This is a genomic window from Achromobacter sp. SIMBA_011 (assembly GCF_046535435.1).
In the GTDB taxonomy this organism is placed as follows: Bacteria; Pseudomonadota; Gammaproteobacteria; order Burkholderiales; family Burkholderiaceae_B; genus Achromobacter; species Achromobacter dolens.
The window spans coordinates 1-249 of sequence record NZ_JAWRWN010000959.1 but is presented as its reverse complement, the minus strand read 5'-3'; the positions used below and the strand labels follow the sequence as shown (position 1 = coordinate 249).

Annotated in this window: 1 protein-coding gene; it reads right to left on the bottom strand. The window is 57.4% G+C overall.

Annotated features, from left to right (window positions below):
- A partial coding sequence (locus tag SB816_RS33845; RefSeq protein ID WP_410548480.1) for an NAD(P)/FAD-dependent oxidoreductase occupies positions 1-233 on the bottom strand: 233 nt, incomplete at its 3' end.
- Positions 234-249 lie beyond the last annotated feature (16 nt).

Here is a 249-nt window from a genome sequence, read left to right as displayed (position 1 = left end):
CTTTGCATGGCAAGCGGCAATTCATGGAGATCGCGATTCTGCTGACGTACCCAACCCCAGTTGCGCCCCGACTGTTCGCCCGCGATCACGCCTTTTTCCAGCAAGACGACCGATACGCCGCGCCGCGCGAGTTCATAGGCCGTGCTGACGCAGACGATGCCGCCACCTATCACCGCCACCTCGCAGCGATCGGGAAAGCCTTTGCTATTTATGACTTCATCGATCTTAAGCATGTCTCTCGTCTGTTCA